This window comes from Arthrobacter oryzae (assembly GCF_030718995.1).
Lineage (GTDB): Bacteria > Actinomycetota > Actinomycetes > Actinomycetales > Micrococcaceae > Arthrobacter > Arthrobacter oryzae_C.
This window is the reverse complement of record NZ_CP132204.1, coordinates 3,524,949-3,551,823: the sequence shown is the minus strand read 5'-3', so window position 1 is coordinate 3,551,823 and position 26,875 is coordinate 3,524,949. Positions and strand designations below refer to the sequence as shown.

Genomic DNA, 26,875 nt, shown 5'->3' with positions numbered 1-26,875 from the left:
CATCAACTGCCCGGGCTCTTGCTGCGTGAGCTGCCCGCGGCATCTCCGGGCTCCGTCAGGGAGTCGGCGGTAATGTTGTGCAGGGATCCGGCCGTGTGGACGGCGCGCAGCGGCGCGGCCGCCTTGTTGACCGTTTCGAGGGCTTCGGTCGGGTTGACGGAATCGGCCACGATGCCGCCGCCGGCCTGGACGTAGGCTCGTCCCTCCCGGAGCAGGGCGGAACGGATGGCGATGGCCATGTCCATGTCTCCGGCGAAGTCCAGGTAGCCCACCACCCCGCCATAGATGCCGCGGCGGTGCGGTTCCAGCTCATCCAGGAGCCGGAGCGCGCGCGGCTTGGGGGCTCCGGAGAGCGTTCCTGCCGGAAAGGTTGCCTTCAGGACGTCGTAGGCCTTGGCGGTGGGAGCAAGCCTGCCCACCACCGTGGAAACCAGGTGCATGATGTGGCTGAAGCGCTCCACCTCCATGAACTGCGTGACGTCCACCGTGCCGGCAACGCACACTTTGGAGAGGTCGTTGCGGGACAGGTCCACGAGCATGAGGTGTTCGGCGCGTTCCTTCTGGTCGGCCAGCAGCTCCTCCGCGAACGCCTTGTCCGCTTCCACGGTCTTGCCCCTGGGGCGGGAGCCTGCGATGGGGTGGGTGATGACTTCCTCGCCGGTGACCGTCACGAGGGCTTCCGGGGACGAGCCCACGATGGAGTACTGCCGGCCGGCGGCGTCTTCAAGGCTGAAGATGTACATGTACGGGCTGGGATTGGTGTTGCGCAGCACCCGGTACACGTCGAGCGGATCCGCGCCGCACTCCATTTCGAAACGGCGGGAAATCACCACCTGGAACACTTCACCGTCCACGATCGCTTCCTTGCCGCGATCCAGGGCAGCAAGGTAGTCGGGTTCGTTCCAGCGTTCCTGGACACTGGAAGCGAAGTCCAGGGCGGCGGGCTCCAGCACGGAAATCGGCTGCTCAACCGGCGTGCTGACCTTGGCAAGCAGTGCCTTGACCCTGGCGACGGCGTCGTGCCAGGCCTCGTCCACGCGCTCGGAGCTGTTGTCGAAGTTGATGGCGTTGGCGATCAGCAGGACGGTGCCGTCCATGTTGTCGTGCACAGCCATGTCGGTGACCAGGTTGAGGGCCAGTTCCGGCAGTTCCAGGTCGTCTTCGGGCGGGCTGGTGAGTTTCTCCCAGTGCCGCACGGTCTCCCAGCCGAGGAAGCCGACCAGGCCCGAGGTGAAGGGCGGCAGGCCGTCGAAGCGGTCGGTGCGCAGCGCCTCCACGGTGTCCCTGATGGCATCCACCGGGTTCCCGTCCACGGGCACGCCCGCAGGGGGTTCGCCCAGCCAGTGCGCCTGGCCGTCCTTGGTGGTCAGCGTGGCGCGGGATTTGGCGCCGATGAACGAATAGCGGGACCATGAACCGCCCACGGCCGCGGATTCCATCAGGAAGGTGCCGGGCTGGCCGTTCGCCAGCTTCCGGTAGAGCCCGATGGGCGTCTCCGCGTCGGCCAGTACCTTCAACCGGACGGGGATGACACGGCTGTGGCTGGCGAGTTCCCGGAATTCTTCGAGGCCCGGGCTGATGATTCCAAGGTCCTGCATGGCTATGGTTCTCCGCCTGTTCTTGTGTAATGCCTGAAACGTGTGGATGGGTGTCCTGCGCTGCGCCCGGCCTGGCGTTAGCCGGCGTTTTCGCTGGCGCCGGCGTTGCCGGGGACCACCGACAGCCCGCGGCCGTCGAAGCAGGTCCGCGTGCCCGTGTGGCAGGCCGCGCCGACCTGGTCAACGCGGACCAGGAGGGCGTCGCCGTCGCAATCCAGTGCAACGGACTTCACCCACTGCACATGGCCGGAGGTATCGCCCTTGCGCCAGTACTCCTGGCGGGAACGGGAGTAGAACGTCACCCTCCCGGTGGTCATGGTGCGCCGCAGCGCCTCGTCGTCCATCCAGCCGAGCATCAGCACCTCGTTGGTGTCGAACTGCTGGACGATGGCGGCCACGAGGCCGGCGCCGTCGCGCTTGAGGGCGTCCGCCACGTCGGCAGGCAGGACGGAGGGTACTGGTTGCACAGGGGCAGGGGCGGGGGCGGGCTGCTCAGACATCAGACCAAGTCTAGTGCCTCGCCGCAGTGTGACGATCAGGGGTCAAATTGGCAGCGCTTCCACTGCGCAACTCGCGGCCTCTCGTGCTAGTTTCACAAGTGATGCATTTCGTCGATCCGTCCCGAGAAGTCCTGGCCGAGACCCTGCTGGCGGCCGGTCCTGACTCCCCCACGCTCTGCAGGGGCTGGCACACGCGTGACCTCGCCGCGCACCTTTACCTGCGCGAGCGCAAGGCCGGGGTGGGGCTTGGCCTGATCGTCAAGAGCCTGGCGAAGGCCTCTGACGAGGCCACCGCAAAGCTGGCGGCCAAACTCAAGACCCCCGAGGACTACACCCGGCTGGTGAACATCTTCCGCGGCGGTCCTCCGGCACTGTCGCCGCTGAGGATCAAGGCCCTGGCCGAGAGCTCCAACCTCATCGAGTACTTCGTGCACACCGAGGACGTCCGCCGCGCCGTGGACCGGTGGGCTCCGCGGGCCCTGGACGAGGAATACTCCGACGCACTGTGGGACGAACTCATCAAGCGCGCGGCCATCCTGTACCGGGGAGTGGACCTGGGAATCGTGCTGGTGCGCCCCTCCGGTCCCCGCCATGTGGCCAAACGGGCGCCCGTTTCGGTGGCCATCGTTGGCGAACCCGGTGAACTGCTGATGCACGCCCACGGGCGCACCCGCCATGCGCTGGTGACCTTCGAAGGCCAGCCGGACGCCGTCGCGCTTCTCCAGTCAGCCGAAGTCGGCCTCTAGCAGCCCGCCTCCGGCAGGCCGGAAAGTCCGCCTAGCGGACTTCGAAGCCCGCCTCGCGGATGGCCGTCTTGACCTGCGAAATCATGTCCAGCGGACCGAAGTGGAAGATCGACGCCGCCAGGACGGCATCCGCCCCGGCTGCGACGGCGGGCGGGAAGTGTTCGGGCTTGCCGGCCCCGCCGGAGGCGATGATCGGCACCTTGACGGCGGCGCGAACCAGGCGGATCAATTCGATGTCGAAGCCGTCCTTGGTTCCGTCGGCATCAATGGAGTTGAGCAGGATCTCGCCAACGCCGCGGTCCGCGGCTTCACGTGCCCACTCGATGGCGTCAATCCCGGTCCCCTGCCGGCCGCCGTGCGTGGTCACTTCAAAACCTGATGCCGTGGGCTCGGAACCGGGCCGGGTGCGCCGGGCATCCACGGACAGCACCAGGACCTGGGAACCGAAGTGCCGCGTTATTTCATCGATGACGTCGGGCCGGGCCACGGCAGCGGTGTTGATGGAGGCCTTGTCCGCTCCGAAACGCAGCAGCTTGTCCACCTCGGCCACGCCGCGGACGCCGCCGCCCACGGTGAGCGGGATGAAGACTTCCTCGGCGGTGCGGCGGACCACGTCAAAGGTGGTCTCGCGGTTGCCCGAGGAGGCTGTCACGTCCAGGAAGGTCAGTTCGTCCGCCCCGCCGTTGTCGTAGCGGTGCGCCAGTTCCACGGGGTCGCCGGCGTCCCGGAGGCCTTCAAAGTTGATGCCCTTGACCACGCGGCCGGCGTCAACGTCCAGGCACGGGATGACGCGCACTGCTACAGCCATGATTTCTCCTGAGGATTCGCTGGTGGGAGATTCGGTGGGGCCCGCCGGAGACGGCCCGCTCGACGACGGGCCCGCGTCAGATCCGGCAGGCGTGGATGCTGCTGACCAGGATGGCGCGGGCGCCCAGGTCGTACAGTTCGTCCATGATCCGGTTGGTTTCCCTCTTGGGCACCATGGACCGGACGGCAACCCACTCGGAGTCGCGCAGCGGCGAGACGGTGGGTGATTCCAGGCCGGGTGTCAGTGCAGCTGCCTGCTCCACCAGTTCCTTGCGGATGTCATAGTCCATCAGGACGTATTGCCGGGCAACCAGCACGCCCTGCAGGCGGCGGATCAGGACTTCGATTTCCTTGGCCGTGCCGTTCGCGGCGCCTTCCTGGCCAACGCGGCGGATCAGCACCGCTTCCGACTTCAGGATCGGTTCGCCGAAGATTTCCATCCCGGCTGCCTTGAGCGTGTTGCCGGTTTCGACGACGTCGGCAATCGCGTCCGCGACGCCGAGCCGCACCGATGATTCGACGGCGCCGTCCAGGCGGACCACCTTGGCGTTAATGCCGCGTTCGGCCAAGTAGCCGCGCAGTAGCCCGTCGTAGCTGGTGGCGAGTCGCTTGCCGTCGAGCTCTTCCACCTTGGTGAAGTCGCCCACCGGTCCGGCGAACCGGAACGTCGAGGCAGCAAAGCCCAGCGGCAGCAGTTCCTCGGCCTCCACTTCGGCGTCGAGGAGCAGGTCGCGGCCGGTGATGCCGACGTCGAGCGTTCCGCGGCCCACGTACACGGCGATGTCGCGCGGGCGGAGGAAGAAGAATTCAATGTCGTTGTCCGGGTCCACCATGACCAGTTCGCGGGTGTCGCGGCGCTGGCGGTAGCCGGCTTCGGACAGCATGGCCGAAGCCGCTTCGGACAGGGATCCCTTATTGGGGACGGCAACTCGCAGCATGAGGGTCTTTCTGGGTTAGGAAGTCTTGGTTACAGGCAATCAGCCACGCTCAGCATGGCTACAGATGCTTGTAGACGTCTTCCAAGGTGAGGCCTTTGGCGAGCATCAGAACCTGCAGGTGGTACAGGAGCTGGGAGATTTCCTCGGCTGCGGCTTCATCGGATTCGTATTCGGCAGCCATCCACACTTCGGCGGCTTCCTCCACGACCTTCTTGCCGATGCCGTGGACTCCGGACTCCAATTCTGCGACGGTGCGGGAGCCTGCCGGACGGGTGGCTGCCTTCTCACTCAGTTCTGCGAACAGCGTCTCGAAATTCTTCACGCCCTCCAGCCTACTTGCTCCGGGCCTGACCCCGCCTGTCGGGCCGTTCCATGACGGCGCCGATGTGAGGTATTGCACAGGTCCGGAGCAGGTGGCGGTGCGGCTAGACGTACTGCTTCAGCGTCACGGCGGTGGCCAGTGCAGCGGTGACTGCCTCGTGGCCCTTGTCTTCCTTGGACCCCGGCAGGCCCGCACGGTCCAGGCCCTGCTGCTCGGTGTCGCAGGTGAGCACGCCGAAGCCAACGGGAACGCCGGTGTTGACGCTGACGTCGGTCAGTCCCATCGTGGCCGCCTCGCAGACGTACTCGAAGTGCGGGGTTCCGCCGCGGATCACGACGCCGAGTGCCACCACGGCGTCGAAGTGCTTGGCCAGCCGGGCGGCCGCCACGGGGAGTTCAAAGCTTCCCGGTACCCGGAGCACGGTCGGTTCGCTGATGCCGGCGTCCTTCGCGGCGCGGAGGGCTCCGTCCAGGAGCCCGTCCATGATCTGGGTGTGCCAGCTCGCGGCCACAATGGCCAGCTTCAGCTGCGACGTCTCCGCCGGGTTGAGGGTTGTGAGGTCAATCTCCGGTGCGCCGTGTCCACTCATCTAAGTCTCCTGGTTCGTTCCTGTTGGGGTCAGTCTTGTTCGTGCTGGAAGGGGCCCTGGCCGGCGGCCGGCACAGCCGTCACCGGTTCCCCGCCCTGGAGGTCCAGGGTGAGCCGGTGGTCCATCCGGTCCTTCTTGGTCTGCAGGTAGCGGATGTTCTGTTCCCGCGAGGGAACTTCGGTGGGAACCATTTCAACGACCGTGACGCCGGCTTCCGCCAGCCGGTTCTGCTTGTCCGGGTTGTTGCTCAGCAGGCGCACTTCGTGCAGTCCGAGCTCGGCCAGGATCTGCGCGGCGGCGTTGTAGCAGCGGGCATCCACTGGAAGGCCGAGCTGCTCGTTGGCTTCGACGGTGTCGAAGCCGGCTTCCTGCAGGGCGTAGGCCTTGATCTTGTTGGCCAGGCCAATACCGCGGCCTTCCTGACCGCGCAGGTACAGCAGCGTGCCGCCTTCCTCGCTGATTTTTTCCAGGGCGTAGGCCAGTTGTTCGCCGCAATCGCAGCGGTATGAACCGAAAACGTCGCCTGTCAGGCACTCCGAGTGCAGCCGCACCAAGGGAGCTGTGCCGTCCACCGGCGGGATCGGTGAGCTGACCGCGAGGTGCTCGGCACCGGTCACCAGATCGGTCCAGGCCTGGGCCACGAAGGTCCCGAATTCGCTGGGCAGCTGGACGACGGGTCCCCCGCTCACCGGATGCGGCCGGCGTCCTGCCTTCATGTCTTTTTGTGCCTCTGAAGCCGTCATCGCATCTCCTCATTCCCCGCCGGGACCGGCGCCTGTCCAGCTGGCCCGGCTGCGTCCAAATATGACACCAGATCCTCGATCGAGATCAGCGGGCATCCATGTTCAGCAGCGAAACCGCGAAGTCCGTCCAGGCGCATCATCTCTCCGTTGTCGTACACCACTTCGGCGATCACGCCCACGGGTTCCAGGCCGGCAAGCCGGCACAGGTCCACGGCCGCTTCGGTGTGGCCCGGGCGCTCACGTACTCCACCGTTAACGGCCCGCAGCGGAAAAACATGCCCGGGACGGGTGATCGATTCCGGGCGGCTCGCGGGGTCAGCCAGCACCCGGGCGGTGAGGGCCCGGTCCGTCGCGGAAATCCCGGTGCTTACGCCCACCGCAGCATCGCAGGAAACCGTGTAGGCGGTGCCCTTGGCATCTTCGTTGACGGCTACCATCGGCGGCAACAGCAGGGCATCCGCCCGGGCTCCGTCGAGCGGAACGCAAATCACGCCGGAACTGTAGCGGACGGTCCAGCCCATCAGCTCCGGGGTGGCGTGCTGGGCGGCAAAGATGATGTCGCCTTCGTTTTCACGGTCCTCGTTGTCCACTACGAGGACCGGACGGCCGGCAGCCATGGCCCGGACGGCGTCTTCGATCGGGTCCAGGACCCGGTCTGCTGCCACCCGAAAGGCGGTCGTATTCTTGACATGGCTCACTTGGATTCCCCCGTTCCGGCTGCGACGTTGGCTGTTCCCGCGCCGGTGGCAGCGCCGCCGGCGAACGCGAGCAGGCGTTCGGTGTACTTGGCCAGCACATCAACTTCGAGATTGACGCGGCTGGCGGGGTTCTTGGCACCCAGGCCGGTTTCGGCCAACGTGGTGGGGATGAGGCCCACTTCGAACCACGGGGCCGCTTCAGAGGCGTCGCTGACTGCAGTGACGGTAAGGGAGACGCCGTCGACGGCGATGGAGCCCTTTTCAGCGATATAGCGGGCGAGCCTCGGTGGCACCCCGAAGCGCAGGCGGTCCCAGTTGCCCAGTGCTTCGCGCTCGAGGAGTTCACCGACGCCGTCCACATGCCCCTGGACAACATGCCCGTCCAGGCGCCCGCCGGCAGGAACGCAGCGTTCCAGGTTCACGGTGTCTCCCGCTTCGAGCTCGCCGATGGTGCTGCGTACCAGCGTCTCGCCCATGACGTCGACGCTGAATTCCTTGCCGTCAATGGCCGTAGCGGTCAGGCATACGCCGTTGACGGCCACAGAGCCGCCGAGGGCCAGCCCCTCTGTACTGCCGGGTGCATGGAGTCGCACTGTGGCGCTGACGTCGCCGTCACGTTCCACGGACAGGACCTTGCCCTGTTCGGCAATAATTCCGGTAAACATCAGTTGCCTCCTGTGGCGGTACCCGCGCCGGTGCGGTGCGGTAAGGATTCGGGTGAGCTGGTGACGGGTGAAAAAAATTCGGGGAGGGGCGCAGCCGCCGTCGCGGCTGCCGGGGCCGGTTCCGCCGATTCAGCCGGCCGGGCAGTTGTGGCCGCCGGTTCGGCATGCCCCGGGAAGAGGTGGAGCCTTAGGTCCCGGCCGAGGGTCTGCACGGCTCCCCCGGACGCCTGGTCCCATTCCCAGGCCTGTGCATCGGCCAGGGTGGTGATGCCGAGGTCGCCGAGGGCTGCCGTGCCGGAACCGAGAAGGGTGGGCGCCAGGTACACGATGAGCTCGTCCACGAGTCCCGCGGCGAGGAAAGCGCTCAGGATCCGCGACCCTCCTTCCACCATGAGGTGGCGGACACCGGCTGAGAAGAGCTGTGCCAAGGCCTCGTGCGGATCCCTGGTGGGCAGGTGTAGCACTCGGCCGTCGTCGCCGTGGATGGCGGCGTCGTCGGGGATTCCGCGCAGCCCCATCACGGCCCTCAGCGGCTGGCTGCCTGCCGTCTCGCCCGACGCATCCCGTGCGGTAAGCCGCGGATTATCCACCAGGAGTGTTTGCGTGCCCACCAGGATGGCGTCCACGCGGCTGCGGAGCCCGTGATTGTCAGCGAGGGATTCCGGGCTGGAAATCCACTGGCTGGTGCCGTCCGCCGCGGCGATGCGGCTGTCCAGGGTCTGGGCGATGTGGAGGGTGACGAAAGGACGCTGGGCCAGTACGGCTTCAAACCAGCGGCGGTTCAGCTCGAACGCTGCACGCGCGGCCAACCCGGAACGCACGCTGACGCCTGCGGCCCGCAGCGTTGCGGCTCCCCCGGCTGCGGGATCGTGGGGATCGTCCACGGCGTACACCACTGACGTGACGCCCGCGTCGATGATGGCCTGGGCGCAGGGCCCGGTTCGTCCGCAATGGTTACAGGGCTCCAGGGTGACCACCATGGTGGATCCGGCCAGATCGATGCCCTTCATGCCGGCCTGGGCTATGGCGTCAGCTTCTGCGTGCGCCGTTCCGGCCCCACGGTGGTAACCCGTGACCAGTTGCCGGCCGTCGGGTCCGACGACGACGGCGCCCACCAGCGGGTTTGCCCCGCGGGGGCCGAGGAGCGCAGCGGCGAGAGCTGCCTCCATGGCATCGATCTCGGCTGCACTGAACATGGCTGTTGTCGGCGGCGTCAAAGCGTTCGTCGTTCCTTCCCTCGAGAACCGCGTAGGCTCCGGGGGTATACGACAGCGCAATACCGCACAGCCCAAGGGGCAGTGCAGTAACAGCTGTACGTGCTTCTCTCATCCAGACTTTAACTGTCGGTACCGGAATTTCACCGGTTCAACCGTCCGCCGGACCAGTTCCTGGAGAGGATCTGTGCCGGCTCGCGGGTCGCGGACTATCACCGCCGGTTCGGACTTACACCGACCCCGGAGCACGTAGTGTGTGTTGTTATTCTGTCACAACTGACTGCTTGGTCCTGCTATTCCCGCCAGACGCCGTCATGATTCCGAAACAGAGCTTGTTCCGGCCGAAACCGGGCGGGAGCCGGCTGCCCGGAGGCGGTCGATCGCCGTCGCGGGGTCCGCTGCGCCATAGACGGCGGAGCCGGCCACAAAAACGTTGGCTCCCGCTTCTGCCGCCCGGACAATGGTCTCGTCGGTGATGCCGCCGTCCACCTGTAGTGCCACTCCGGTGCCGGATCCGTCGATCGCTGCCCGGGCGCGCCTGATCTTGGGGAGCGTCAGGTCGAGGAACGACTGGCCGCCGAAGCCGGGTTCCACGGTCATGATCAGCAGGAGGTCCAGTTCGGACAGCATGTCCAGGTACGGCTCCACCGGGGTGCCCGGGCGCAGGGCCATTCCGGCTTTTGCCCCGCGTGCGCGGAGCTCCCGTGCCAGTTTGATGGGGGCGATTGAGGCTTCAACGTGGAACGTCACGGAGGCGAGGCCCGCGTCGGCGTAGGCGGGGGCCCAGCGGTCTGCATCGGCGATCATGAGGTGCGCGTCCAGCGGCACCGGGCTCACGGCCTGGATGCGCTGGACCACGGGCAGGCCGAGGGTCAGGTTCGGCACAAAGTGGTTGTCCATGACGTCAACGTGGACGGCATCGGCGTTGCTGATTCTGCGCAGCTCCGCCTCCAGGTTGACGAAGTCTGCGGAGAGGATGCTGGGGTTGATGCAGCACTGAGCCATGTGGGCTCCTTTCACGTAAGGCGGAGCGATCAGGGTTTCTTGTGGATGAGCGCCAGGAACATGGCGTCCGTCCGGTGGACGTGGGGCCACAGCTGGGCTGTCAGTTCGTGCCCGGCGTCAAGGTGTCCGGGCAGGCTGACTTTATCGAGGGCGGCGCCGGCGTCGAGCAGTTCCAGGTCGTCGCGCTTGCGCAGCGCATCGGAGACGACGGCGGTGGTCTCGGCCGGGTGCGGCGAACAGGTCACGTAGGCCACCACGCCGCCGGGCCGGACAGCGTCCAGTGCCGACTTCAGCAGTTCACGCTGGAGCGGGCCGAGGTCCGCAAGGTCCTTGGGCGTGCGCCGCCACCTGGATTCGGGCCTGCGCCGCAATGCACCGAGTCCGCTGCAGGGGACGTCGACGAGCACGCGGTCGAACGTCCCCGCCATTTCAGCGCCTACGTCGCGGCCGTCTCCGGTCCGGACATGCCAGACCTCATGCGGGACCGCGGACAGAGCCTGCCGCACCAGCTTGGCACGGTGCGGGGCGGGTTCATTGGCCAGGAGGGTGGCGCCCTGCTGCCGGGCAAGGGCGCCCAACAGGGCAGCCTTGCCGCCCGGTCCGGCGCACAGGTCCAGCCATTTCTCTCCGACCTGGCCGGCGGACTGCGCCTCCGTGCGGTTCAGTTCCACGGCAGCCATGGCCCGGGCCACCAGCTGCGAGCCGACATCCTGCACCCGGGTGCTGCCGTCACGGACTGACGCCAGGCGGCCCAGGTCTCCTCCGCTGGAGAGCGCCGAGCCTTCCACGAGCTCACCGGCGGTGGCGCCGCTTTCCAGGGCGTCGTCCAAGGTCCCCAGTCCGGGGAGTGCCACGAGGTTGACCACCGGGGCGGCGTTGTCCGCTTCGAGGAGTTCGTTGATTTCGGTGACCGGCCGACCGTGTGCCACGAGTGACTGCCTGAGGGCGCGGACAATCCATTCCGGGTGGGCGTAGCGGATGGAGGCGATCCGCGTGTCATCGTGCTCGTCGCTGAGGAGCAGCTCAAGCCACTCCTCAAGGGTGTGGGCGGAGACTTTGCGCAGGACAGCATTGATCAGGGCGGACGGCCCGGCGCCAATGACGGCCCGGGCAAGTCCCACGGTCTGGTCCAGTGCCGCGTGGGCGGGAACGCGCATGGCCAGGAGCTGGTGGGCGCCGATCCGCAGGGCATCGAGGATGGCGGGGTCCAGCTGGTCCAGCGGCCGGTCAACACAGCGGGCCAGAACGGCGTCATAGGTCCCCTGGCCGCGCAGCGCCCCGTAGCTCAGCTCGGTGGCGAACCCTGCGTCCCGCTTGTCCAGCCCGTGGTGGCGGATCCGGGCCGGCAAGACCAGGTTTGCGTAGGCGTCTTCCGAAGCGACCGCCCGCAGCACCTCAAACGCCACCAGGCGGGCCGGATCGGCACGCCGCGTGCGCTGGGAAGGGGCGTTCTCGCTGAAGTTCCGCTTGGGTCCGCGGTTGCGCTCCCGGCCCTGGGCATCCCGCTGGCTGCCGTCCCGGCCGCGGCCACGGCCGGAAAATCCGCTGGACTGCCCGCCGGCTCCTGCTCCGCCGCCGCTTGCGTTCCCCCGCTGGGGGCCCCTGCCGCGGCCGCTGCCGCCTGTGCCGGACTCGCTCATTCGAATACCACGCCTTCCAGTGCTGCCTGTCCGCGCGCCCAGTCGGCGGCGGCCATCATCTTCTTGCCCGAGGGCTGTATGCGCGTCAGCTCCACCGGGTGCGATCCCGTGCCTACCAAAACGCTTTTCCCGTCGGGCAGTACGTGTCCCGGCCGCAGTGCCGGGGCGTCGGGCCGGAGCACAACAGGCTCGAGTTTGACCCGTTGTCCGTCCAATGTGGTCCACGCGCCGGGTTCGGGCGTCACGCCGCGCGCCCTGCGCCCGAGGGCGAGGGCGGGTTCGTGCCAGTTGATCCGACCGTCGTGGAGGCCCAGTTTGGGCGCCAGGGATACGTCGCCTGACTGCGGAACAGCTACCGCGCGGCCCGCCTCGATCGCCGACAATGTCTGGGCGAGCAGCACCGCGCCGCTGTGCGAGAGCCGCTCCAGGAGTTCTCCGGAGGTGTCGTCCGGGCGGACTGCCTCGGTGAGGGTGCCGAATACAGGACCGGTATCCAGCCCTTCTTCGAGGAGGAACGTCACAGCTCCGGTGATGTCGTCGCCGGCCATGACGGCGCGCTGCACGGGTGCGGCGCCACGCCAGGCGGGGAGCAGGGAGAAGTGCAGGTTGATCCAGCCGTGCCGGGGAATGTCCAGCGCAGCGCGCGGGATGAGGCCTCCGTAGGCCACGATGGCCGCGGCATCAGGCGCCGTGGCCGCGATCCTCTCCGTGACCTCCGCGTCAACCTTGGCGGCATGGATCACCTCAATGCCCAGTTCGGCGGCGCGCGCGGCAACGGGCGACGGCGTGAGCACGCGTTTGCGTCCGATCGGCGCGTCCGGCCGGGTCAGGACGGCGACGACGTCAAAGCCTGCCTGGACCAATGCATCCAGGGAGGGCACTGCGACAGCGGGAGTCCCGGCGAAGAGAACCCTCACTCGGCAGCGCCAAAGCTGCCGCCGCCGAAGCTGCCGCCGCCGAAACTGGATCCCACGGTCTTAGCCCGCTTCGACGTCGTCCGTTCGGTGATGGCGTCGTAGTTGGCGTTGCGGATGGAACGCAGGGCGGACTTGCGGTCTTCGCCTTCGAGCCGGTCGGTGAAGAGGATGCCGTCCAGGTGGTCTGTTTCATGCTGGAAGCAGCGGGCCAGCATGCCCTCGCCCTCCACGGTGACGGGGTTTCCGTGCAGGTCGACGCCGGTGACCCGGGTGGCCCGGCGCCGGCGGACGGGAAAGCCAAGGCCCGGGATGGAAAGGCAGCCCTCCACCTCATCGGGCTGGAAGTCCTCGCTGTTTTCGAGCACCGGGTTAATGATGTGGCCTTCCACTCCGCCGATGCGGTACGTGAAGACCCTCTTGCTGACGCCCACCTGGGGCGCGGCCAGCCCTGCGCCGTCCACGTCCTCCATGGTCTCGGTCATGTCTGCAACGAGTTTCGCGAGTTCCGGCCCGAATTCCGTCACGGGCTCGGCAACCGTGCGCAGCACAGGGTCGCCGATAATGCGGATATTCAAAATGGCCATGTGCAATCTGTCCTTCGGTGAGCTCTACGGGAATAGGCGGTGGGATCCAGTCCAGTTTAGTTGGCCGGCTACCTGCCGGGCACAGCCTGAAGTTCGGGCGCCTGTGCAGAGCCCGGCGATGCAGGCACCGGCGGCGGTGCCACCGGGAGCAGCGCCGTTCCGGCACTGACAGTGTCGGCTGACATCTCCCAGACCCGCCGGAGGGCGCAGAACTTCCACCAGTGGTGCTTGAGCACATCCGGGTTGGCCCGCATCGGCCGCACCTCTGTCTGCCCGATGGCAACCGCCAGGAGGATGGGTGATTCGCCGTGCTGCCAGGGCTCCCATTCCCCGGCAACGGGGTCCACGAGGCTTTCTTCGGCCTTCATGCCCGCCACCAGTTGCATCACCACTTTGTCGTCCAGCGGCTTGACGGTTCCGTCCCGGGTGGTCCCCTTGGTCTTGTAGTCGATGATGCAGGTCCTGCCATTGATTTTGGCAACAAGGTCAAGGGTTCCCGCGTAGCCCACGGTCTTGTTCCAGACAGTGACTTCCGGAGCCACGGGCTCCACGCCGAAGAGTTCCCACCATTCATCGAAGCGCGCCGCGAAGGCTTCCTCGCCGTTGGCTGCCAACGCCTCCCGCATTTCCTTCATCTGATGAGGCCGGCCGAGCGCCCTGAGCGCAACCTGTTCGCAGTAGTTGTGCACACGGTCACCGCGCTTGGCGGCGTCGTCGCGGTACGCCTCCGCGGCTTTGGCGGCCCGGCTGACCGCCTGCCGGACCTTGGCAGGGCTTCCCAGGATGCCGGGCAGCAGCGGATCGCTGGCCAGGCTGTTCGCCCCCATGTAGCCGAACCAGCCATCCAGACCGTGCGGCTGCTGGCCGATGACAGTGGTGATGGACGGGACGGAAAATGACTCGGATGTGGAGCGCGCATACATCCGCCCGTATTCCGTGGCGTGGGCAAGGAGTGGATCAGTCATGCAATCACTCTTTCATGGAGGGCTGACAGGATTGCGGCCCGCACTGGAAAGGCCGGAAAAGCGAAATGGCCCGTTCCGCTGGGTCAGCGGAACGGGCCATTCATTGGTGGGCGATACTGGGTTCGAACCAGTGACCTCTTCGGTGTGAACGAAGCGCGCTACCACTGCGCCAATCGCCCCAATGCCATTGAATGCTAGCCCACCCCGGCGCCATTTGGAAATCGGACGACCGGGCACCGGATTGCTCGCCTGCAGCAGTCGATCCTGAAGGCCCCGGCCCCCGGGGACGGCAGGCTGCCATCGGGCGCCTTGCCGCGGGGTACGGACCACAAACGCAGCAACGGAACCCCCTGAATTACAACCCTGTAATTAGGAAAATCCCCTAGATTTCAAGGAAGCAGGGCCGTCGGGCGTCTGTGACGACTCCCCGATTTGTAAGTTGCCAGAACCTCCTATAGAGTTCTTACTCGTTGGAACGCGAGGAAATGCCGAATGCGGCATGGAAATGCTGACAATAATGCGGACGTAGCTCAGCTGGTAGAGCACCACCTTGCCAAGGTGGATGTCGCGAGTTCGAATCTCGTCGTCCGCTCGCAGGACACTGTCATGGCAAAGGTTCCCAGGAACCTGGCTTACACGGTGGGTTGGCCGAGAGGCGAGGCAGCGGCCTGCAAAGCCGTATACACGGGTTCGAATCCCGTACCCACCTCGGTGAAAACCTTGGTATCCGGTTCATCCCGGAGAACATTTGGGCGATTGGCGCAGCGGTAGCGCGCTTCCCTGACACGGAAGAGGTCACTGGTTCGATCCCAGTATCGCCCACCAGAGCAAGGAAACTTGCTTGTTGTTGAACGTCCGGTTCCGCCGGTACGTGCTTCATGTGCGGACGTAGCTCAGCTGGTAGAGCACCACCTTGCCAAGGTGGATGTCGCGAGTTCGAATCTCGTCGTCCGCTCTCTTTTCTTTAATCCCGTAACACCCCCGGCTACTCCGGGCCCGGGCGATTGGCGCAGCGGTAGCGCGCTTCCCTGACACGGAAGAGGTCACTGGTTCGATCCCAGTATCGCCCACCACGAAGCAGCTCTCCGGAGCTGCTTTTTTGCTGCCCGGCTCCGGCACAGCCACCCTGAATAGGGCACCAGGACCCTAGACAACTCCCGGCGCGTACCCTTGGCACGCCCAGTGACTCGGGCTAGGATCGAAGGCGGAGGAGCGATCTGGCTCCGCGACAGAAGGGAGGTGCCCGTGGGTATTCTTGACGATCTAAAGGGCAAGGCTCAGCGACTGGTTGGTGGCAATGAACAGGCCATCAAGGACGGCATCGGCAAAGCCGGTGATTTCATCGACACAAAGACCGGCGGAAAGTACGCCGACAAGATCGATTCCGTTCAGAAAGGCGCAGCCGGCCTCGTGGATAAGGTCGACAACAGGCCGAAAACGGCACCCGTCGTCGAAGAACCTCCCGTCGCCGGAGAGCCCCCTGTAACCGGTGAACCCCGGCAGCAGGGCCTCTAACCCAGGAACGTCAGCGAGGTGCCGGTCCCGCCGTGAGGCGGCGCCGGCACCTTTGGCGTTTAAGGGCGGCGCTCAAAAACTAGGACGGTTCGTGGTTCTGCCCTTCGCGGGCCAGCGCCGTCAGCCGGGACACCGCCCGGTAGTACTTCTTGGTGTAACCGCCGTTCATCATTTCTTCGGTGAAGAGCTGATCGAACGGAACGCCGCTGGCGAGGATGGGCACGTCCTTGTCGTACAGCCGGTCCGCCAGCACGACGAACCGGAGGGCCACTGCCTGCTCCGTGATGGTTTCAACATCACGCCACACCACGCCTTCGATGCCGGCCAGGAGTTGCCGGTACCGGCTGGGGTGGACGCCCGCGAGATGGTTGATAAGGGTCTTGAAATCGTCCCGGGCCACCGTCTTGCCGTGGAATTCCGCCTGCATGTGGTGCGTCAGCTCGTCGTTCTTCAACGGAGCCGGCGCTGCCGGGAGTCCGCGGTGGCGGAAGTCCTCGCCGTCGATCCTCACCACGTCGAACTGGTCTGCCAGCACCTGGATCTCCCGCTGGAAGTCGACCGCCGCGAACCGTCCGTCTCCCAGTGAACCGGGGAGGGTATTGGAGGTGGCGGCCAGCTTGACCCCGGCGTCCGCCAGTTCCCGCATCAGCCGGGACATCAGCACCGTGTCGCCCGGATCGTCGAGTTCGAACTCGTCGATGCACACGAGCTTGTAGTTGCTCAGCGCCTCAACGGTCTTGCGGAAGGAGAGGGCGCCTACCAGGTTGGTGTACTCCACGAAGGTGCCGAACGCCTTGGGCCCGGGGGCCGCGTGCCACAGCGAGGCCAGCAGGTGCGTCTTACCCACACCGAAGCCGCCATCCAGATAGATGCCGGCACGCGAATTGTCCTTCTTCGCAAACAGCTTCCTGAACAGTCCGGAGCTTCCGTTGGCACCGACGCCGGTCGCGAACGATTCCAACGCCGTGACCGCGCCCGCCTGGCTCGGCTGTGAAGGGTCGGGACGGTAGCTGCCAAAGGACACCTCGCCGAACCGCGGGGAGGGATAGAAACCCTTGAGGAGTTCATCCACGGATACTGACGGTGTCCGCGCGGAGAGCTGTTCGATCTGTACCAAGGTGGTCCGTTCTGCTGGTCTCGTGTCCCCAGAAAGAATACCGGCAATGCGGCTTCGGCCTATTAACGCGGCGAGCGCACGTGACCAAGGGCATATTTCGCCCTGTGAACGCAGTGGCGCAATACTGCCGGGGCGTGGCTAGTGTTGGAACTGGCCCGGCCGCAGCAACGCCTCCCGGTGGCAAGGGGCCCCTGACCGTTTCAGTTTGACCGTTTCAGTGAAAGGCCATCCCCATGTCCTACCCAGTTGAAGAAAACGAAAAATTTGCAGCGTACGCGCACCCGGAGCGCCTCGTCTCCACCGAATGGCTGGCGGCAGCCCTCGACGGCGGCGCGCTGGACGGCGGCAAGCTCGTGGTGGTGGAGTCCGATGAAGATGTCCTCCTCTACGAAACCGGCCACATTCCCGGTGCCGTCAAGATCGACTGGCATACGGACCTGAATGACGAGGTCACCCGCGATTACGTTGACGGCAAGGCGTTTGCGGCACTGGCCGCAGCGAAGGGGATCTCCCGGGACAGCACCGTGGTGATCTACGGCGACAAGTCCAACTGGTGGGCTGCCTACGCACTGTGGGTTTTCACCCTGTTTGGCCACGAGGACGTCAGGTTGCTCGACGGTGGCCGCGACAAGTGGATCGCCGAAGGCCGTGCGCTCACCACGGATGTCACCGTCCCCTCACCTGCCGAATACCCCGAGGTGGACCGCAACGACGCCCCCATCCGCGCATTCAAGGAGGACGTTCTGGCCCACTTCGGCAAGCCGCTGATCGACGTGCGCTCCACCGAGGAATACACCGGCCAGCGCACCCACATGCCTGCCTACCCCGAGGAAGGCGCCCTGCGTGGCGGCCACATCCCCACCGCCGCTTCCATCCCGTGGGCCCGTGCGGCGGCCGAGGACGGCACCTACCGCAACCGCCCTGAACTCGAGGCCCTCTACCTCGGCGAAGCCGGCCTCACGGAGGGCGACGACGTGGTGGCGTACTGCCGTATCGGCGAGCGTTCCAGCCACACGTGGTTCGCCCTGAAGTACCTGCTGGGCTTCGATACCGTACGCAACTACGACGGCTCCTGGACCGAGTGGGGCAACGCCGTGCGGGTACCCATCACCAAGGGATCCGAGCGCGGCACCGTACCGGCGTAAACTGGACGTGATGAATAACCACGCCCTTCCCGCCGCGCTGGCGGAAATAGTTGACGACTTCCAGGCCCTGACCGAACCCGAGCGGCTGCAACTGCTGCTGGAATTCTCGCAGGGGCTTCCCGAACTGCCGGACCGGTTGAAGGACCATCCGGAGTTGCTGGAGCAGGTTGTCGAGTGCCAGTCGCCGCTGTTCCTGACCATTGAAACGGAAAAGCACGACGCCGGTTCGCCGGACAGCGTGCGGCTGTACTTCAAGGCGCCGGCTGAAGCACCCACCACCCGGGGATTCGCAGGTGTCCTGCACGAAGGCCTCGATGGCCTCACGGCGCCGGAGATCCTCGCAATCCCCGATGACATGCCCGAACTCTTGGGCCTCACCCGGGCCATCACTCCCCTGCGCATGCGGGGAATGACGGCCATGCTGGGACGCATCAAGCGCAAGGTCGCCGCCTCCGCCGCCGCGCAGGCCTAGGGCCCGACGGTCCGGGCACGGCATGGCGCGCAAACAGGCTTCCCAGGGAACGCCGGCCACAGCAGCCCTCGCTGCGGCCGGCGTTCCCTTCGTGTTGCATCCCTACATCCACGACCCCTCTGCCGCCAGCTACGGCACGGAAGCGGCCGAGGTGTTGGGGGTGGATCCCGCGAAGGTCTTCAAAACGCTCATGGTTGATGTCGACGGCAGGCTCGCGGTGGGGATAGTCCCGGTCCACGGAAACCTCGACCTGAAAGCAATCGCCGCTGCGCTGGGCGCCAAGAAGGCTGCCATGGCTGATCCGGCTACGGCACAGCGCAGGACAGGGTATGTCCTCGGGGGCATTTCACCGCTGGGGCAGCGCCACCCCTCCCCCACCGTGCTGGACGACAGCGCCCTGGGCCAGGAGAGCATCCTCGTCTCCGGCGGCAGGCGGGGTCTCGATGTCGAACTGGCCCCGGCCCACCTGGTCCGGCTCACCGGCGCCATCACCGCCCGCATCGGGACCGGCCCGAAAGCTACTCCGGAGCGTTAGCCGCAGGGCCGGAGGCACCGTGTTTCCGTGAGCGTGCGCCCGGCTTGAACCGTGGCGCCAGCTGCCGCCGCAGCCAGGCGGTGACCAGGGCCTCCCAGCGCTCCGGGTCCACGTTCCACTCCTTGGTGTGCCGGGCCCCCTGGAATGTCTCGAAGGTGACCACCTCCGGGTTCTTCTCGGCGATGCTGGCCGAAGGCCCGTACGGCACGTATTCGTCGTCCACGCTATGCAGGATCAGGGTGGGAGTTCTGAGCTCCACGGCCCGGGAGACCCAGTCCATTGACTTCAGGTCAACGGGCGCCGCCAGCCCCGTTAGGCGCCGGCCCACGGGGTGGCCCATCATCAGCTGCCCGTAGCGTCCCACGGCGGACGGGATGCGGTTAAGTTGGGCATGGTGGGCCAGCACGTTGACCCAGTCAACGACCGGCGCGTCAAGGACCATCGCGCGGATCAGGTTGTGGTGCCGTGAGAGGTCCGCCGTCTGCAGGCAGATCGCGCCGCCCATGGACCAGCCGAACAACACGACGTCCTTGGCGCCGTTGGCAACGGCGTAACTGATGGCTGCTTCGACGTCGCGCCATTCAGTGGAGCCGAGGCCGTAGCGTCCGTCCGGCGCCGAGGGTGCCAGGCCGTCATTGCGGTAGGAAATCACCAGGCTGGTCATGCCGAGTTCCCGTGCCGGCCGCAGGGCGCGGAGGCATTCCTGCCGGCTCGCGCCGCGGCCGTGAACCATGATGGCCCAGACCTCGGAGCGGCCCGGGCTGCGGACCAGCCACGCCGGCGCGACGCCGCCCTCCACTTCGATGTCAACGTCCTCGGCCGACAGCCCGATGGACGCCGCGTCCGGATGGGTGGCGCCGCTCCAGTAGCCGCGGCGGGCTTTGGCGAGATCGCCCGAATAGACGGCTTCCACCTCGCGCAGGACCGTGCGTTCCGCGGGTGAGTACGAAATGATCCTGCCGATCCGGGCGTGCCCGCGGCCGCCATCGAAGAACAGCCCATAGGTGCCTTCGACTGTGGCGTCGTCAGTGGCGGCCAGGATGACCTGGACGCCGTCCGCGGCGCGGATCACGGCCAGCACTTCCTGGTCTTCGTCCCGGACCCGCACCGGTGTGATGACCCGCCGGGCGAAGTAGAGGGCGAGGGCCGACGATCCGGCGCCCAGCAGCCCCGCGGCGGCTCCTCCGGCGATGACGCCGCCAACAGCCCATTTCGCGCTGGAGGACATGCCGGCGTCGGCGGTGCCCTGGACCCTGTCCAAGGCACGGTTCGGTTTCGATGTGGTGGCGGGGCGCAGGCCCGGAAGGGATGCCATGGATCCATTCTTACTGCTGCCAGCCTCCGGACATATTCGGGCACGCCGCCGGGCATGCCACCGGCGCCGGAACAGCGAAGACGGAACAGCGGATGGATGCGCCTCAACCCTCCGGTGACCGGGCAAAACCGGCCCGGCTGAAATTCGTGCGGGACGGTCGGCCCGGGACTAGGCTGGGGGCATGAGCGATCCAATCGTCATTCTGACAGAAGAGCCGCTGGGTGCGGACGACCGCGTGAACATCGAACGCCTGGTGGACGGGGGTGACGCGCCCCTCGTGGTACTGGTTCCGGCCAACACGGAACGGCACCTGCTGGTGGACTTCCTTGAAAACCTCTCCCTCCTCGACGTCGCCAAGGCCTTCCGTGAACTGACGTCCCACGCTCCGGATCCTGCCTCCGAGCGCGCTGCCGCAGCCGAGACGCTTGCGGTGTCGCTCAACGCGCTGGCCGGGATCGGCGGCGGAGTAACGGGCGAGGTGGTGGACGGCGGCGCCGTGCAGGGCCTCGTGGCCAAGGTCAAGGAACTCGGCGCCGGCCAGGCGGTCGTCATCACCCGCCCCCACGCCATTGCCGACACCTTCCATACCGACTGGGCCAACAAGGCACAGGACCAGCTGGGGCTTCCGGTGCTGCACCTGTACGCCGGCTCGGGATTTATCGGGGACTCCTAGGCGTTGACGAAGCTATGAACATCTTTAGCAACAAGCCAAAAGTCGCGCCCGTCCACGCCCCGGAGGACGGACCTGCCGGGGAGGGCGCCGCCCCGCGGGTTGAAAAGACCGACGAACAGTGGCGCCAGGAACTGACGCCCGAGGAGTACCGGGTACTCCGGCAGGCGGGGACCGAGCGGCCATACACCGGCGAATACTGGGATACCCACACAGCGGGCGTGTACAAGTGCCGCGCCTGCGGTGCAGAACTGTTCACCAGCAAGGAAAAGTTTGATTCCCACTGCGGCTGGCCGTCGTTCTGGGCGCCGCTTGCCGACGGCACAGTCCGCTACATCCATGACCGCACCATGGGCATGGACCGGGTAGAGGTCCGCTGCGGAAGCTGCGACTCCCACCTCGGCCACGTGTTTGAAGGCGAAGGCTACGGCACCCCCACGGACCAGCGCTTCTGCATCAACTCCGTCTCGCTGACCCTGGTGTCAGCGGACAAAGCCGAGTAGCCTCCTTCCTCTTCCAACCGGGAATATGCCCGGGACCTGCAGGGCAGCCCCGCCCCCGCTACGGCTGGGGCGGGTCGCCTCATCCAGTTGCACAAGTCTTTCTTATGCTCAAGCCAATTTTGCATTAGGAGATCTGTTTGCTTGCTACGCTCACGGTAGAAGCTCCAAGCAACCAGAAAGGCGATCGCCGACGATGACAACGACCGCTATCACCGCCCCCGCACAGCTCACCGGGAACCACCCGGAGTGGCTGCGCCTCAAGACCGCCGCCACGGCTATCCAGGCCCTCCAGGCCCAGGACGGCTCGGTACCCGCCGCCAGTGACCACGAGGCCGCCGCCGCGCATGTGCGCGCCATCTGCGAGTCCGTGGAAGCCCTGGCGCCGTCCTTCCCGCACGATGCCCTGTACCTCGAACTGCTGGTTTGCGACTTCGGCCGCTGGGCCGCCAGCGGCTTCGGCGTACCCGATTTCCTGGACTCCCTGCTCGCCTTCCAGCCACAGGAGCACCGCATCAACGGGCTGCAGCACCTGGTGGTCTTCCCCATGTACACCCAGAACGGCAGCAGCAACCGCCTCGTGGAGGCCGTCCTGATCGAGGTCATCTGGCCGGAATTCATCGCCGGCCTCGAAGCGGGCGAATACTCCAACAAGCTCTTCGTGCCCATCCGCTTCCTCGATTTCACCCCCGGTTACAACACCAACTCAGCCGTCCTGTTCCCGGAAACCGTCGCGGTCCGGGAGACTCCGACGTTCACCTGGGGCGCCATCTTCGCCGACCGGGAAGCCGCCCGCTTCCGCCGGGTCCTCGGAGCCGCGGCCGGGATCACCCGCCTGGAGCTCCCCGCCGAGGCCGCGGAGTTCCTGGAAAACCAGGAACTCACGCAGGAAACGTTTGTGATGTGGGACCTGATCCATGACCGCACCCACATGCGCGGGGACCTGCCCTTCGACCCCTTCATGATCAAACAGCGCATGCCGTACTTCCTGTATTCACTGGAGGAACTCCGCTGCGACCTGACAGCCTTCCGGGAATCCGTGAAAATCGAAAAGGACGAAGAGGCCAACCCCGAGGCACGCCGGCATGCCAAACTGGTCCAGTACGCCGTCATCTTCGACCGTATCTTCCGCTTCGCCATCACCGGCAGCCGCGTCCGCAACTACGACGGCCTCGGCGGCCAGCTGCTCTTTGCCTGGATGCACCAGCACCGGGTCCTGCACTGGACCGACAGCAAGCTCAGCATTGACTGGGACGAAGTTGCCGACGTCGTGGTTGAACTCGGGGTACGGATCGAGGAGCTTTATTGGCGCTCGATCGACCGGCCCAAGGCAGCCCACTGGCTGGCCGCGTACCAGCTGATCTCCGGGACCGTGACGCCCAACCCCGCGTCCGTCTGGGCCAAGGGCCCGGACGCGCTGCCGCTTGCCGGCCCGCCGCGCGGCCTGACCGACCAGGTGCTCGACGACGAATTCCCGCTGTCCATGTTCTATGAGGCCCTCGAAAAGAAGATGCGTCCCGTCATCGAGTCCACGGCCGGAATCACGGGCTCGTCGGACCGCGGTGAAGACGGCACGGCCGGCGGCACAGCGGCCGGTACGGTTCCCACGGCCCTAAACGCCGGATGAGTGCCGGACGCCCACTGAACGTGGTGGTCGCGGGCGGCAGTAGCCCGTCCGGGATCGCCACGGCCCGCGCGCTGCGCGAAGCCGGCCACAGGGTTTTCACGGTCGGCTCGGACAGTTCCCGGATCGCCGCCGCCGCCGCGGCAGCGGGCGACGCCGTCACTCCGCTCGTCTGCGACCTCGCCAGCCTCGCCGGCGTCCGGGAGCTGCATGCCGATATTTCCGGCACAGCCGGAAAGGTCGACGGCGTCATCCACCTGGTGGGTGGCTGGCGCGGCGCCAAAGGCATCACGGACCAGAGCGACGAGGACTGGGACTTCCTGGAACGGGGCGCCGTCACCACCCTGAGGAACGTGACGCGGGTGTTCTACGACGACCTGGCGGCGTCGGACTCCGGCCGTTTCGCCATGGTGACCTCCACCGCAGCCGAAACCCCGACGGCGGCCGGCGCAAGTTACGTGGCGGTGAAGGCGGCTGCTGAGGCGTGGACCCTGGCGGTTGCCGAAGGCTTCAGCCGGGAGTCGCACAGCGCTGCTGTCATCTTCGTGGTGAAAGGCCTCGTGGATGCCGCCATGCGGGAGCGCTCCCCCGGCCGCGGCTTCCCCGGCTTCACCGACGTTGAGGACCTGGCGGCTGCCGCCGTCGGACTTTTCGCCACCCCCGCCGCGAAACTGAACGGCCGGCGGCTGCTTCTTACCCGTTAATCGCGGACATCCCTAGACTGAAAGCGTGACCAAAGCGATGACAACCACAGTTGAAACTGCCCCTGCCGCCACCGCGGCCCGGCTCCACGACCCAGCCGTCCGGGGCTTTGCCTCGGACAACTATTCAGGCGTCCACCCGGAAGTCCTGGCGGCGCTGGCAGCGGCCAACGAGGGCCACCAGGTGTCCTATGGCGAAGATGATTACACTGCCCGCCTGCACGTGCTCATGGAGGAGCACTTCGGCCCCGGCATCGAATGTTTCCCCGTGTTCAACGGGACCGGGGCCAACGTCCTTTCGCTGCAGTCCCTGCTCCCCCGCTGGGGCGCGGTGATCTGCGCATCGACGGCGCACATCAACATGGATGAGAACGGCGCCCCGGAGCGGATCGGCGGCATCAAACTGCTCCAGGTCCCCACCGCCGACGGCAAGCTCACGCCCGAACTGATCGACAAGGAAGCCTGGGGCTGGGGCGACGAGCACCGTGCCCAGCCGCTGGCCGTGTCCATCACCCAGACCACCGAACTCGGCACGTGCTACACCCCGGCCGAGGTGCGCGCCATCGCCGACCACGTCCATGCCAAGGGCATGAAACTCCACATGGACGGCGCCCGGCTGGCCAACGCCGCCGCCCACCTGGACGTGCCGCTCCGGGCATTTACGCGCGACGCCGGCGTGGACATCCTCTCCTTCGGCGGCACCAAGAACGGGCTCCTGTTCGGCGAGGTGGTGGTGGCCCTGAACCCCGACGCCGCCAACGGCCTGGTGTACCTCCGCAAGATGAACATGCAGCTCGCCTCCAAGATGAGGTTCATGTCCGCGCAGTTCATTGCCCTGCTCGAGGGCGACCTGTGGCTGCGCTCGGCCAGGCACGCCAACGCGATGGCTTCCCGGTTGCGCGCGGCCGTTGAGGGGATCGACGGCGTGGAGCCCACGCAGAAGACGGAATCCAACGGAGTGTTCACCATCCTGCCCGAAGGTGTTGCGGATCGGCTGAGGGAATCATTCCGCTTCTATGACTGGAACGAAGCCGCCCGGGAAGTCCGCTGGATGTGCTCCTTTGACACCAGCGAAGAGGACGTGGATTCGTTCGTTGCCGCCATCAAGCGGGAGCTGGCGGCACGGTGAGCGGGCGCACGGGGCGGCGAGCCTGCCGGAATCGGCGCCATCCTTTGCGTAACCTGCGAATGTGAACGCACTCGCCCAGGTTCCCGCGGAGTTCCTTGCCGCATTGGGATCCCTCCGAAAAGCACGGTGCCGCAGTGAGCTGCACCTGGACGAGATCCCCGCGCCCTCACGGCTGGCGCCCTTCGCGGTGGCCCTGGGCGCGGAGGTCATCGGCCCCGTCCCTGGACCGGCCCCCGCCGCCGTACACGGACCCGTTTCCGCCGCGCTGGTCCGGGCCTCCGGAACTGTTGACGACGACGCCGAGGAACTCGCCACGGGCCGGTTCATCCTGCTCTACGACCCTGACGGCTCGGCGGTGTGGGATGGGGAGTTCCGGATCGTCACCTACATCCGCGCCCAGCTTGAGGCGGAAATGGGGAATGATGAAATGCTGGGAACGGTTGCGTGGACCTGGCTCGTAGAGGCACTGGAGAACCATAAGGCGCCCTACCGCGCAGCGGGCGGAACGGCCACCAGGATCCTGTCCGAGAGCTTCGGCACCCTCGCTGACCGGCCGGGTTCAATCGACATTGAACTGCGGGCGTCCTGGACGCCCGAGGGGCCGGATATCCGGTCCCACCTGGAGGCATGGTCGGACATGGTCTGCACCTTCGCCGGACTCCCTCCGTTGCCGGAGGGCGTCTCCGCACTCCCCCGCAGGCGGCGCAACTGACCATGGCTGGCCACGGCGGGGCGCGCTCCAGCGCGATGTCGGTAAACTGAAGGCATCATGACCCCTCAAAATCCGGAACACACCACAGCCGGCGTCCCGGCTGCTGACATCACTCCCCACATCACGGTGGAAGGCTTCGACAGCCTGGTCCCCGAGGTCATTGACCTTGACGCTCCCCGTGACGGAGTGCCGCTAGTCATTGAAACCCCCGCAGGACTGGAACGCTGCGCCGCCGCCATAGCCGCGGGGACGGGCCCCGCCGGCGTGGACGCGGAACGCGCTTCGGGCTTCCGCTACGGGCAACGGGCCTTCCTGGTCCAGATCCGGCGCGAGGGCTCAGGAACATGGCTCATCGATCCGGAACCCTTCGGGGACCTGCAGATCATCAACGACGCCCTGGAAGGTGTCGAATGGATCCTGCACGCGGCAAGCCAGGACCTTCCCTGCCTCTCCGAGCTTGGCATGTGGCCGCACAAACTGTTCGATACCGAACTGGCCGCGCGGCTGGCCGGGCTGCCGCGGGTGGGGCTGGCCGCCGTCATCGAGCAGCTGCTCGGATTCGGCCTCGCGAAGGAACATTCCGCTGCCGACTGGTCCACCCGCCCGCTGCCTGAACCCTGGCTCCGGTATGCGGCCCTGGACGTCGAAGTCCTCACCGAGCTGCGCGAGGAACTCATCGAACTGCTCCAGGCCGACGGAAAGCTCGAGTACGCCGAGCAGGAATTCGCTGCCATCCTGGCTGCCGGGCTCGCCCCGCCCCGCGTGGACCCGTGGCGCAAGACCTCCGGTCTGCACCAGATCCGGGACCGCCGCCAGCTCGCCGCCGTCCGGGAGCTGTGGCTGGAACGCGATTCCCTGGCCCGGAAGCGGGACGTCGCCCCCGGCCGGCTCATCCCCGACTCTTCCCTGGTGGCAGCCGCCAAGGCCATGCCCTCCACCGTTCCGCAGCTGCTGGGCACCAAGGGATTCCACGGCCGGGCCGCGCAGCGCGAAGCCCCGCGCTGGCTGCGGTGCATCGCGACCGCCCGGACCATGGAGGAACTCCCGCCGCTGCACCTGCCCACCAACGCGCCGCCGCCGCCGCGCGTATGGGCGGACCGGGACCCGGCCGCAGCCGAACGGCTTGCGACAGCCAGGCCCCTGCTCCAGGACAAAGCAGACGAACTGAACCTTCCGGTCGAAAACCTGCTCACCCCCGACTTCCTCCGCCGCGTGGCCTGGCGTCCGCCCGCGGAGCTCAGCGAAGAAGCGATCGGCGAAGAGCTCAGCGAGCTCGGCGCCCGGCCGTGGCAGATCGAGCTGACAGCGCCACTGATTACAGCAGCGTTCCTCAATCCGCAGCCGCTGCCTCCCAAGGAACCGAAGGAACCCAGGGCCGCTCCCGCAGCGGAGGGCTAGGCTTCCGAACCTGCGCTGCAAGCCGGTTCGGCAGGCTGCGCCGCCGGGGCGGACAACAACAGTCCGCCAGGGTCCTTGCCAGCTAAGTTACTCACGAGTAACATTGGAATC

General features: G+C 66.7%; 29 protein-coding genes, 6 tRNA genes and 1 riboswitch. Of the genes, 17 read left to right on the top strand and 18 right to left on the bottom strand.

Annotated features, from left to right (window positions below):
• Positions 1–2 precede the first annotated feature (2 nt).
• Together Q8Z05_RS16225 and hisI are read right to left on the bottom strand one after the other, a co-directional pair.
• Complete coding sequence (locus tag Q8Z05_RS16225) at positions 3–1,598, bottom strand: anthranilate synthase component I (RefSeq protein ID WP_305940609.1); 1,596 nt, start codon at positions 1,596–1,598, stop codon at positions 3–5.
• A 77-nt stretch (positions 1,599–1,675) separates the two neighbouring features.
• A complete protein-coding gene (gene hisI, locus Q8Z05_RS16220) occupies positions 1,676–2,098 on the bottom strand; it encodes a phosphoribosyl-AMP cyclohydrolase (protein WP_305940608.1) in 423 nt (140 codons plus the stop codon).
• 101 nt (positions 2,099–2,199) lie between these two features.
• Between hisI and Q8Z05_RS16215 the strand changes: the two genes are divergently transcribed.
• Positions 2,200–2,844, top strand: coding sequence for a TIGR03085 family metal-binding protein (locus Q8Z05_RS16215; protein WP_305940607.1), 645 nt, complete (start codon positions 2,200–2,202; stop codon positions 2,842–2,844).
• 31 nt (positions 2,845–2,875) lie between these two features.
• Here the strand turns inward: Q8Z05_RS16215 and hisF are convergent, their stop codons facing one another.
• From hisF to Q8Z05_RS16145, 14 genes are all read right to left on the bottom strand, one after another.
• On the bottom strand, positions 2,876–3,652 hold the full coding sequence (hisF, locus tag Q8Z05_RS16210; RefSeq protein ID WP_305940606.1) for an imidazole glycerol phosphate synthase subunit HisF: 777 nt from the start codon (positions 3,650–3,652) through the stop codon (positions 2,876–2,878).
• 76 nt (positions 3,653–3,728) lie between these two features.
• A complete protein-coding gene (gene hisG / locus Q8Z05_RS16205; protein WP_305940605.1) occupies positions 3,729–4,589 on the bottom strand; it encodes an ATP phosphoribosyltransferase in 861 nt (286 codons plus the stop codon).
• Between the two features lie 58 nt (positions 4,590–4,647).
• Positions 4,648–4,911 (bottom strand): phosphoribosyl-ATP diphosphatase, encoded by a 264-nt coding sequence (locus Q8Z05_RS16200; RefSeq protein WP_028270786.1) that lies wholly within the window; start codon positions 4,909–4,911, stop codon positions 4,648–4,650.
• Between the two features lie 103 nt (positions 4,912–5,014).
• Positions 5,015–5,500, bottom strand: a complete 486-nt coding sequence (gene ribH, locus Q8Z05_RS16195; protein ID WP_305940604.1) for a 6,7-dimethyl-8-ribityllumazine synthase — start codon at positions 5,498–5,500, stop codon at positions 5,015–5,017.
• 29 nt (positions 5,501–5,529) lie between these two features.
• On the bottom strand, positions 5,530–6,243 hold the full coding sequence (gene ribA, locus Q8Z05_RS16190) for a GTP cyclohydrolase II (RefSeq protein WP_305940603.1): 714 nt from the start codon (positions 6,241–6,243) through the stop codon (positions 5,530–5,532).
• Positions 6,240–6,941, bottom strand: coding sequence for a 3,4-dihydroxy-2-butanone-4-phosphate synthase (gene ribB, locus Q8Z05_RS16185; protein WP_305940602.1), 702 nt, complete (start codon positions 6,939–6,941; stop codon positions 6,240–6,242). The genes ribA and ribB overlap by 4 nt, the downstream gene beginning before the upstream one ends.
• The gene (locus Q8Z05_RS16180; RefSeq protein ID WP_305940601.1) at positions 6,938–7,606 is read right to left on the bottom strand and encodes a riboflavin synthase; all 669 of its coding nucleotides are present in this window, start codon (positions 7,604–7,606) and stop codon (positions 6,938–6,940) included. The genes ribB and Q8Z05_RS16180 overlap by 4 nt, the downstream gene beginning before the upstream one ends.
• Positions 7,606–8,802: a bifunctional diaminohydroxyphosphoribosylaminopyrimidine deaminase/5-amino-6-(5-phosphoribosylamino)uracil reductase RibD gene (gene ribD, locus Q8Z05_RS16175; protein WP_305943598.1), complete on the bottom strand. Its 1,197-nt coding sequence runs from the start codon at positions 8,800–8,802 to the stop codon at positions 7,606–7,608. The genes Q8Z05_RS16180 and ribD overlap by 1 nt, the downstream gene beginning before the upstream one ends.
• A 117-nt stretch (positions 8,803–8,919) precedes the next feature.
• Positions 8,920–9,072, bottom strand: a riboswitch (FMN riboswitch).
• A gap of 60 nt (positions 9,073–9,132) precedes the next feature.
• The gene (rpe, locus tag Q8Z05_RS16170) at positions 9,133–9,825 is read right to left on the bottom strand and encodes a ribulose-phosphate 3-epimerase (RefSeq protein ID WP_305940600.1); all 693 of its coding nucleotides are present in this window, start codon (positions 9,823–9,825) and stop codon (positions 9,133–9,135) included.
• 29 nt (positions 9,826–9,854) lie between these two features.
• Complete coding sequence (locus Q8Z05_RS16165) at positions 9,855–11,465, bottom strand: RsmB/NOP family class I SAM-dependent RNA methyltransferase (RefSeq protein ID WP_305940599.1); 1,611 nt, start codon at positions 11,463–11,465, stop codon at positions 9,855–9,857.
• On the bottom strand, positions 11,462–12,382 hold the full coding sequence (fmt, locus tag Q8Z05_RS16160) for a methionyl-tRNA formyltransferase (protein WP_305940598.1): 921 nt from the start codon (positions 12,380–12,382) through the stop codon (positions 11,462–11,464). The genes Q8Z05_RS16165 and fmt overlap by 4 nt, the downstream gene beginning before the upstream one ends.
• Complete coding sequence (gene def, locus Q8Z05_RS16155) at positions 12,379–12,966, bottom strand: peptide deformylase (RefSeq protein ID WP_305940597.1); 588 nt, start codon at positions 12,964–12,966, stop codon at positions 12,379–12,381. The genes fmt and def overlap by 4 nt, the downstream gene beginning before the upstream one ends.
• A gap of 68 nt (positions 12,967–13,034) precedes the next feature.
• Positions 13,035–13,931 carry a PD-(D/E)XK nuclease family protein gene (locus Q8Z05_RS16150; protein ID WP_305940596.1) on the bottom strand — a complete coding sequence of 299 codons (897 nt, stop codon included), beginning with the start codon at positions 13,929–13,931 and terminating at the stop codon, positions 13,035–13,037.
• A 104-nt stretch (positions 13,932–14,035) separates the two neighbouring features.
• A tRNA-Val gene (locus Q8Z05_RS16145) sits at positions 14,036–14,110 on the bottom strand.
• Positions 14,111–14,450: 340 nt separating this feature from the next.
• Here Q8Z05_RS16145 and Q8Z05_RS16140 point away from each other — a divergent pair.
• From Q8Z05_RS16140 to Q8Z05_RS16115, 6 genes are all read left to right on the top strand, one after another.
• Positions 14,451–14,523: transfer RNA gene (locus Q8Z05_RS16140), tRNA-Gly, on the top strand.
• Between the two features lie 46 nt (positions 14,524–14,569).
• Positions 14,570–14,640, top strand: a tRNA-Cys gene (locus Q8Z05_RS16135).
• A 41-nt stretch (positions 14,641–14,681) separates the two neighbouring features.
• A tRNA-Val gene (locus Q8Z05_RS16130) sits at positions 14,682–14,756 on the top strand.
• 57 nt (positions 14,757–14,813) lie between these two features.
• Positions 14,814–14,886 (top strand) — tRNA-Gly (locus Q8Z05_RS16125).
• Between the two features lie 43 nt (positions 14,887–14,929).
• Positions 14,930–15,004, top strand: a tRNA-Val gene (locus tag Q8Z05_RS16120).
• Between the two features lie 172 nt (positions 15,005–15,176).
• Positions 15,177–15,446 (top strand): antitoxin, encoded by a 270-nt coding sequence (locus Q8Z05_RS16115; protein ID WP_305940595.1) that lies wholly within the window; start codon positions 15,177–15,179, stop codon positions 15,444–15,446.
• 79 nt (positions 15,447–15,525) lie between these two features.
• Here the strand turns inward: Q8Z05_RS16115 and zapE are convergent, their stop codons facing one another.
• Positions 15,526–16,563 (bottom strand): cell division protein ZapE, encoded by a 1,038-nt coding sequence (gene zapE / locus Q8Z05_RS16110; protein ID WP_305940594.1) that lies wholly within the window; start codon positions 16,561–16,563, stop codon positions 15,526–15,528.
• A gap of 233 nt (positions 16,564–16,796) precedes the next feature.
• Here zapE and Q8Z05_RS16105 point away from each other — a divergent pair, with 233 nt between their 5' ends.
• Genes Q8Z05_RS16105 through ybaK form a run of 3 tightly spaced genes read left to right on the top strand, consistent with a single transcriptional unit; the run spans position 16,797 to position 18,715 of the window.
• Positions 16,797–17,708 (top strand): sulfurtransferase, encoded by a 912-nt coding sequence (locus Q8Z05_RS16105; protein ID WP_305940593.1) that lies wholly within the window; start codon positions 16,797–16,799, stop codon positions 17,706–17,708.
• A 10-nt stretch (positions 17,709–17,718) separates the two neighbouring features.
• On the top strand, positions 17,719–18,180 hold the full coding sequence (locus tag Q8Z05_RS16100; RefSeq protein ID WP_305940592.1) for a SufE family protein: 462 nt from the start codon (positions 17,719–17,721) through the stop codon (positions 18,178–18,180).
• Between the two features lie 22 nt (positions 18,181–18,202).
• Positions 18,203–18,715: a Cys-tRNA(Pro) deacylase gene (ybaK, locus tag Q8Z05_RS16095; protein ID WP_305940591.1), complete on the top strand. Its 513-nt coding sequence runs from the start codon at positions 18,203–18,205 to the stop codon at positions 18,713–18,715.
• On the opposite strand, the gene Q8Z05_RS16090 is transcribed toward ybaK, so the two are convergent.
• A complete protein-coding gene (locus Q8Z05_RS16090) occupies positions 18,699–19,943 on the bottom strand; it encodes an alpha/beta hydrolase family protein (protein ID WP_305943597.1) in 1,245 nt (414 codons plus the stop codon). The two genes, ybaK and Q8Z05_RS16090, sit on opposite strands and share 17 nt — an antisense overlap.
• Before the next feature lie 268 nt (positions 19,944–20,211).
• Here Q8Z05_RS16090 and Q8Z05_RS16085 point away from each other — a divergent pair, with 268 nt between their 5' ends.
• From Q8Z05_RS16085 to Q8Z05_RS16055, 7 genes are all read left to right on the top strand, one after another.
• Positions 20,212–20,703, top strand: coding sequence for a hypothetical protein (locus Q8Z05_RS16085; protein WP_305940590.1), 492 nt, complete (start codon positions 20,212–20,214; stop codon positions 20,701–20,703).
• A 14-nt stretch (positions 20,704–20,717) separates the two neighbouring features.
• Positions 20,718–21,203 (top strand): peptide-methionine (R)-S-oxide reductase MsrB, encoded by a 486-nt coding sequence (msrB, locus tag Q8Z05_RS16080; RefSeq protein ID WP_305940589.1) that lies wholly within the window; start codon positions 20,718–20,720, stop codon positions 21,201–21,203.
• Between the two features lie 193 nt (positions 21,204–21,396).
• A complete protein-coding gene (locus Q8Z05_RS16075) occupies positions 21,397–22,827 on the top strand; it encodes a DUF6421 family protein (protein ID WP_305940588.1) in 1,431 nt (476 codons plus the stop codon).
• On the top strand, positions 22,824–23,528 hold the full coding sequence (locus Q8Z05_RS16070) for an SDR family oxidoreductase (RefSeq protein WP_305940587.1): 705 nt from the start codon (positions 22,824–22,826) through the stop codon (positions 23,526–23,528). The genes Q8Z05_RS16075 and Q8Z05_RS16070 overlap by 4 nt, the downstream gene beginning before the upstream one ends.
• 37 nt (positions 23,529–23,565) lie before the next feature.
• On the top strand, positions 23,566–24,654 hold the full coding sequence (locus Q8Z05_RS16065; RefSeq protein ID WP_305943596.1) for a threonine aldolase family protein: 1,089 nt from the start codon (positions 23,566–23,568) through the stop codon (positions 24,652–24,654).
• A 61-nt stretch (positions 24,655–24,715) separates the two neighbouring features.
• Positions 24,716–25,366 (top strand): DUF3000 domain-containing protein, encoded by a 651-nt coding sequence (locus Q8Z05_RS16060; protein WP_305940586.1) that lies wholly within the window; start codon positions 24,716–24,718, stop codon positions 25,364–25,366.
• 57 nt (positions 25,367–25,423) lie between these two features.
• The gene (locus tag Q8Z05_RS16055; protein ID WP_305940585.1) at positions 25,424–26,764 is read left to right on the top strand and encodes an HRDC domain-containing protein; all 1,341 of its coding nucleotides are present in this window, start codon (positions 25,424–25,426) and stop codon (positions 26,762–26,764) included.
• The last annotated feature ends 111 nt before the right edge of the window (positions 26,765–26,875 follow it).